The 7,189-nt window shown below is 72.7% G+C and carries 6 protein-coding genes and 1 pseudogene; all 7 read left to right on the forward strand.

All coding sequences use genetic code 11. From position 1 onward, the window contains the following. Nucleotides 1-521 (forward strand): annotated as a pseudogene (locus ACWGDE_RS33725) (squalene--hopene cyclase); the annotation flags it as partial. Beyond that, entirely contained in the window at nt 518-1,927 is a 1,410-nt protein-coding gene (locus tag ACWGDE_RS33730; protein ID WP_453392863.1) for an FAD-dependent oxidoreductase, read from the forward strand. The pseudogene ACWGDE_RS33725 and the gene ACWGDE_RS33730, both read left to right, overlap by 4 nt. Further along, the gene (locus ACWGDE_RS33735) at nt 1,924-2,694 is read left to right on the forward strand and encodes a 2,3-dihydro-2,3-dihydroxybenzoate dehydrogenase (protein WP_453392864.1); all 771 of its coding nucleotides are present in this window, start codon (nt 1,924-1,926) and stop codon (nt 2,692-2,694) included. Before ACWGDE_RS33730 ends, ACWGDE_RS33735 begins: the two co-directional genes overlap by 4 nt. Further along, nucleotides 2,694-3,356 (forward strand): isochorismatase family protein, encoded by a 663-nt coding sequence (locus ACWGDE_RS33740; RefSeq protein WP_453392865.1) that lies wholly within the window; start codon nt 2,694-2,696, stop codon nt 3,354-3,356. The genes ACWGDE_RS33735 and ACWGDE_RS33740 overlap by 1 nt, the downstream gene beginning before the upstream one ends. Nucleotides 3,357-3,394: 38 nt before the next feature. Continuing rightward, nucleotides 3,395-5,245: an anthranilate synthase family protein gene (locus tag ACWGDE_RS33745; protein ID WP_453392868.1), complete on the forward strand. Its 1,851-nt coding sequence runs from the start codon at nt 3,395-3,397 to the stop codon at nt 5,243-5,245. Nucleotides 5,246-5,276: 31 nt separating this feature from the next. Next, nucleotides 5,277-6,506: a 3-hydroxybenzoate 6-monooxygenase gene (locus tag ACWGDE_RS33750; RefSeq protein WP_453392866.1), complete on the forward strand. Its 1,230-nt coding sequence runs from the start codon at nt 5,277-5,279 to the stop codon at nt 6,504-6,506. Between the two features lie 13 nt (nt 6,507-6,519). Next, on the forward strand, nt 6,520-7,189 hold a 670-nt coding region (locus ACWGDE_RS33755), incomplete at its 3' end, for an MFS transporter (protein ID WP_453392867.1).

Genomic DNA, 7,189 nt, shown 5'->3' on the forward strand with positions numbered 1-7,189 from the left:
GGGCCCGTACCCCCGCCGCCCTGCGCGGCATCGAGTGGCTGCGCCGCAACCAGCACCCCGACGGCTCGTGGCCCGGCTGGTGGGCCTGCTACCACCTGCACGGCACGAGCGCGGCCGTCACCGGACTCACCGCCTGCGGAATCCCCGGCACGGACCCGGCGGTGGCCCGGGCCTGCGACTGGATCGTCGCGCACCAGCAGGACGACGGCGGATGGGGCGAGGACATCCGCGCGCTGAACGATCCCGCGTGGATCGGGAACGGCGAGAGCACCCCCTCGCAGACGGGCTGGGCGCTGCTCGCCCTCATCGCCGCCGGCCGCGCCGACAGCGAAGAGGTGCGGGCGGGGCTGGAGTTCCTGGTCCGCACCCAGCAGGAGGACGGCGACTGGGCCGAGCCGTGGCACACCTGGGTCGTGCACCACGACGGCCTGTACTGGCGCGACAGCCTGCTGCGCCTCATCTACCCCACGATGGCGATGTCGGCCTACCGGGCCGCCACCCAGGGATCGGAGCAGCGATGACCGGCGTGACGGTGGTCGGAGGAGGCCTCGCCGGGATGACGGCGGCCTGGGCCATCCGCAAGCTGGGGATTCCGGTGCGGCTGCTCGAAGCCGCGCCGGAGCTCGGCGGGATGGCCGGATCGAAGGTGATCGACGGCAGGGTCGAGGACCACGGGGTGCACATCTTCCCCGCCTGGTACCTCAACACGCTCAAGCTCGTGGGGGAGTTGGGCTTCGCGGACAACCTGCGCGAGACCGGGAGCCTGCACCAGCTGGTGCCGGGCGAGTTCCCCAGGTTCCGGTCGGCGGTCAACCCCGTCGCCGACCAACTGCTCTTCTTCTACGGGGTGATCGACCTGCTCGCCCAGAAGTACGGGGGCCGGGACGAATCGCTCCACGAGTTCCTCCACAGCCGCTGGTACCTGACCGACGCGGCGATCGCCGACGTGGAGCACCTCTTCGTCGCCTCGAGCGCCGCCGAGAGCCGGGCCGTGTCGGCGGCGAGCTTCCGGGGCAGCATCGCCGCCTTCGCACGCCACCCCGGCAAGGTGCGCATGCCCAGGGGAGACCTCCAGCAGTGGTTCATCGGCCCTTTCAGGCAGCGGCTGGAAGCGGCCGGCGTCGAGATCCGCACCGGCGCGGAACTCCTGGAGGTCTCCGTGGACGGCGGCCGGGTGAAGACCCTGACCGTGCGCGACGCCGACGGTGGCACCGTGACCGAGGAGGTCGACGGCCACGTGGTGCTGGCCCTCCCGCACGGGCGGCTGTCCGGACTCGGCAGCGCCGTCACCGGCGCGCTGCAACCCTCGTACGGCGTGGACGAGTTGGTCTCGCGACCGCTCGGCGCGCTCCACATCTACCTGCGCAGGCGGCTCCCGGGCCTGCCCGCCGAACACATCCGTCTCGTCGAATCGCCGCACGCGATCACGCTCATCGACGTCGGCCAGGTCTGGGAAGGGCACGAGAACAGCCTCCTCAACTGCGTGGTCGGCCGCGTCTCGCGGCTCGCGGAGCTGTCCGAGGGCGAGGCGGTCAAGATCCTCGTGGAGGAGCTCATGACCTACGTGCCGGTCCTCACCTGGGACGACATCGAGCACGTCTGCTACCAACCCCACGACAAGGCACCGTTCTTCGCCCCCGGACCCGGCTCCGACCGGCTCCGGCCGGCGAGCACGACCGCACTCGCCAACCTGTACGTGGCCGGCGACTTCTGCGCCGGACCGCCCGGGGTGGCCGGCATGGAGGGCGCCGTGCGCTCCGGCCTGGCCGCCGCCGAATCGGTGCGCCGGGCACTGAGGCAGGACGCGCCGCAGGTGCGGATCGAGCGGATCGGCGGGGTCAGCCCGGCACTCGCCCGGGGCCTGCGGATCGTGCTCGCGCCGTTCGCGGCGGCCGTCCGGATGCTGGCCAAGGTCAGGCAGCCGTGATCGCCGTCGTGACCGGCGCGGCCGGCGGGATCGGCGCCGCGGTGGTGCGCTTGCTCGCGGAAGGCGGCATCACCGTCGCCGCCGTGGACCTGGACCCCGGCCGGCTGTACGCCGTGGTCGACGCGCTCGTCGCCGAAGGGCTGCCCGTACGCGCCCATCCGGCCGACGTCACCTCCTCCGCCGAGGCCGAGGCCGTGGTGGAGGCGGTGGAGCGGGAGGCCGGTCCGGTCGACTACCTGGTGAACGCGGCGGGAGTGCTCCTCCTGGCCGAGGCCAGGGCGCTGAGCGACGGGGACTGGTCCAGCATCTTCGCGGTCAACACGAACGGCGTCTTCTTCATGTCCCGGGCCGTGGTCAACCGGATGATCCCGCGCCGCCGGGGCGCCATCGTCACCGTCGGATCGAACGCGGCGAGCACCGCCCGGGCGTCCATGGCCGGGTACGCCGCCTCCAAGGCGGCGGCGAGCGCCTTCACCAAGTGCCTCGGCCTGGAGGTCGCGCGCTACGGCATCCGCTGCAACCTCGTCGCCCCCGGCTCGACGGACACCCCGATGCTGCACGGCATGCACTCCGGCGGGGACGCGGCCGCCGCGTCCGTCGCCGGGGACCCGGCCGCGTACCGGGCGGGCATTCCGCTCGGCAAGGTGGCGAGTCCCCAGGACGTCGCGCACGCCGTCCGCTTCCTGCTGTCCGACGAAGCCGGACACATCACCATGCACGATCTCACCGTCGACGGAGGGGCGACCCTCGGAGCGCAGGTGTACTGATGGCCGGCATCCCTCCCATCACCCCGTACCCCATGCCCCTGCCGGGAGAACTCCCCCCGGCCGTGGTGGACTGGCGGGCCGACCCGCGCCGTGCGGTGCTCCTCGTCCACGACATGCAGGAGTACTTCCTCCAGCCCTTCTCGCCGGACGCCTCGCCCGGAGCCCCCCTCCTCCACAACGCGGCACGGCTGCGGAGGCGTTGCGCCGAACTGGGCGTCCCGGTCGCCTACACCGCCCAGCCCGGCGGGATGACCCCGCAACAGCGCGGACTGCTCGTGGACTTCTGGGGACCCGGCATGCGGCCCTCGCCCGAGCACCGCAGGGTCGTCGAGGCCCTCGAACCGGCGCCCGGCGACTGGGTGTTCACCAAATGGCGCTACAGCGCCTTCTTCCGGACGGACCTGCTGGAACGGATGCGCGCCGAGGGCCGGGACCAGCTCGTCCTCTGCGGGGTCTACGCGCACGTGGGCGTGCTGGTGACCGCCGTCGACGCCTTCACCCACGACATCCAGCCGTTCCTGGTGGCCGACGCCGTCGCCGACTTCTCCGCCGGGCACCACCGGCTCGCCCTGGAGTACGCGGCGCAGCGGTGCGGCGCCGTCGTCACCACACAGGCCCTGTGCGAGTCCTTCGCGGCCGTACCGGCGGAGGGATCGCGGTGAGCGCCCGGAACGGCGCCCCGGACCTCCTGGCACGCGTCATGGAGGGGACCGCGCCCGCCTTCGCCCTCCTGCACCGCCCGGAGGCCACCTCCCCGGACACCCTGGAGGTGCTGCTCGGCGAGACGTCCCCCTGCCGGACCCTGGCCGACCTCCCGCTTCCCGGCACGGCCGCCGAAGGGGGCGGTCACGAACTGCTCGCCCTCGTGCCCTACCGGCAGATCGGCGAGCGCGGGTTCGAGGCCCACGACGACGGCGAACCGCTGATCGCGATGACGGTCACCGGCCAGGAGCGGCTCCCGCTCTCCGAGGCCCTGCGCCGGCTGCCGAACGAGCCGGTCAAGGTGGACCGGGAGGCCTTCGACATCCCGGACGAGGAGTACGCGGACATCGTGCGCCGCGTGATCGCCGACGAGATCGGCACCGGCGAGGGCGCGAACTTCGTGATCAAGCGTACCTTCACGGCATGGCTGCCCGGCTTCGCCCTCGTCGGCGCCCTGTCCTTCTTCCGCCGGCTGCTCGAACGCGAGACCGGCGCCTACTGGACCTTCCTCGTGCACACGGGCGACCGCGTGCTGGTCGGCGCGACCCCCGAGCGGCACATCAGCGTCCGCGACGGCACCGCGGTCATGAACCCCATCAGCGGCACGTACTGCTATCCCGCCGCCGGCCCCACCCTCGACGGTCTGATGTCCTTCCTGACCGACCGCAAGGAGACCGACGAGCTGTACATGGTCGTGGACGAAGAGCTGAAGATGATGGTGCGCGTCTGCCCCTCCGGCGCGCGGCTCGTCGGGCCCTACCTCAAGGAGATGGCGCGCCTCGCGCACACCGAGTACCTCATCAAGGGACACACCGACCGCGACGTCCGCGACATCCTGCGGGAGACGATGTTCGCGCCCACGGTGACCGGCTCCCCGCTGGAGAACGCCGCCAAGGTGATCAGACGTCACGAACGCGGCGGGCGCGGCTACTACAGCGGCGTGGCCGCCCTCATCGGACGCGACGCCTCGGGGGCCCGGACCCTCGACTCCTCCATCCTGATCCGGACCGCCGACATCGCGGCCGACGGCCGCCTGCGGATCGGCGTCGGGGCGACGCTCGTACGGCACTCCGACCCCGACTCCGAAGCCCGCGAAACGAGGGCCAAGGTGTCCGGACTGCTCGCCGCCCTCGCCGACCCGGCGCCCAGCCGCTTCGCCGACCACCCCGACGTCCGTGCCGCGCTGGCGGGCCGCAACGAGCTCGTCTCCGGATTCTGGCTGGACGAGCCGGACGCCAGGACCACCCCGGCTGCCCCACTGGCGGGGCGCCGCGTCCTCGTGGTCGACGCCGAGGACACCTTCACGGTGATGCTCGCCCATCAGATCCGCTCGCTCGGGGTCGACGTGACCGTACGGCGCTTCGACGAGGAGTACGACACGGCGGCGTACGACCTCGTGGTGCTGGGGCCGGGGCCGGGCGACCCCCGGCAGGTGCTGCGCCCGAAGATCGCGCACCTGTGGTCGACGGTGTCCCGGCTGCTGGACGAGAGGCGCCCCTTCCTGGCCGTGTGCCTCAGCCACCAGGTGCTGAGCGCCCGGCTCGGGCTCGCCCTGGAACGCCGCCCCGTCCCGAACCAGGGCGTACAGCGCGAGATCGGCCTGTTCGGCCGCCGCGAACGGGTCGGCTTCTACAACACGTTCGCGGCCCGCTGCGACGACGAGGTCGTCGAACACCCCGCCTTCGGCCGCATCGCCGTCAGCCGGGACCCGGACACCGGGGAGGTGCACGCCCTGCGCGGCCCGCACTTCGCCTCGATGCAGTTCCACCCGGAGTCCGTCCTCACCCAGGACGGACCGCGGATCACCGGTTCGCTGATCACGGAGGTACTGGGCTCGTGCACGCGATAGCCGTACGAGGAGAAGGGACACGGGAAGAGCCATGGCTCACGCACTCGTCGCCGGAGGCGGCATAGGCGGCCTCGCCACCGCCCTCTCCCTCGCCCTGCGCGGACACCGCGTCACCGTCATGGAGCGTGCTGACCGCTTCGCCGAGATCGGCGCGGGCATCCAGCTCGCCCCGAACGCCTTCCACGCCCTGGACCTCCTCGGCGTCGGCCAGGGGGTGCGCGACCGGGCGGTGTTCATCGACGAACTGCGCTTCATGGACGGCACCACGGGCGAGCAGGTCGCCGCCATGCCGCTCACCGGGCGCTACCGCCGCAGGTTCGGCAACCCGTACGCCGTCGTGGCGCGCGGCGACCTCCACCAGCCGCTGCTCTCGGCGTGCCGGGCGGCCGACGGCGTCGAGATCCTGGCAGGGGCCGGCGTACGGCAGTACGCGCAGGACGGGGACTCGGTCACCGTGACCACCGCCGACGGCCGTACGGTCACGGGCGACCTGCTCGTCGGAGCAGACGGCATCCGCTCGGCCGTCCGCGCCCAACTCGCCGGCGACGGCCCGCCCCGGGTCTGCGGCCACACCATCTACCGCTCGGTGATACCGATGGACCGGGTGCCGCGGGAACTGCGCTGGAGCGCGGCCGCCCTGTGGGCGGGCCCCGACTGGCACTTCGTGCACTACCCGATCGGCGGCGGCGACCAGCTCAACCTCGCCGCGACCCTGGACAACGGCGCCCGCGAGCCCGTCTCGGGACGCCCGGCGGAGCGGGAGACCGTACGGGAATGCTTCCGCGAGCTGAGCCCGCACGGCCGGCGCCTGCTGGAACTGGGCGAGGGCTGGCGGGAGTGGGTGCTCTGCGACCGCGACCCGGTCGACGTCTGGACCGACGGCAGGGTGACCCTGATGGGCGACGCCGCCCACCCGATGCTCCAGTACGCCGCCCAGGGCGCGTGCCAGGCCCTCGAGGACGCCGTGGTCCTGGGCGACGTCCTCGCGGACGCCACCGGCGAGGGGATCGCGCCGCGCCTGGAGGAGTACAACGCCCGGCGGCGCGAGCGGACCGGGCGCGTCCAGCTGGTGGCCAGGGAGATGGGCGCCCGGCTCTACCACCCGGCGGGCGGGGCCGCCCTGGAGCGCAACGCCATGCTGGGCTCGCTCACCGAGGACGAGCTGCACGAGAAGGTGTCCTGGCTGCACGGCCACCGGCTGCGGCGCACGGGGCCCGTACCGCGTGCCGTGCCCGCCTTGAGCGGTGTTCGACTGCCGTAGGCGAGAAGGTCTCATGGTGAGACATTCCTTCCGGTCCCTGTCCGTCCGAAATTTCCGCTACTTCACCCTCGGGCAGGTGCTCTCCGTCACCTGCGGCTCGATGATGTTCGTCGCCCAGGACTGGCTGGTCCTGTCCATGTCCGGCGACTCGGCGCAGACCCTCGGCGTGGTGACCGCGCTGCAGTTCGCCCCGGTGCTGCTGTGCAGCCTCTACGCGGGACGGCTCGCGGACCGGCACGACAAGCGGGCCCTGCTGGTCCTGGCCAACATCGCGGCGGGCACCCTGGCGCTGATGCTGGGACTGCTGCTGCTCTCCGGCGCCGAGCGGCTGTGGCACGTCTACGTCTTCGCGCTGGCCCTCGGCACGGTCAACGCCGTCGAGACCCCGGCCCGCATGTCCTTCGTGAGCGAGATGGTCGGCCCCGAGCTGCTGCCCAACGCCTCCGCCATGAGCGCCGCGTACTTCAACGTGGCCCGCATCGCCGGCCCGGCGCTCGCGGGCGTGGCGATCAGCGGCTTCGGCGTGGTCTCCGTGGTGCTGCTCAACGCCGTCAGCTACGTGGCCACGGTGGCCGCGCTGCTGCTCATGCGCCCGCAGGAGCTGCAGCGTCCGGAGGTCCTGCCGCACGACGCCAAGGTGTCCGACGGGCTGCGCTACCTCTCCGGCCGGCCGGACCTCGTCC

It is taken from the genome of Streptomyces sp. NPDC054956 (assembly GCF_053609185.1).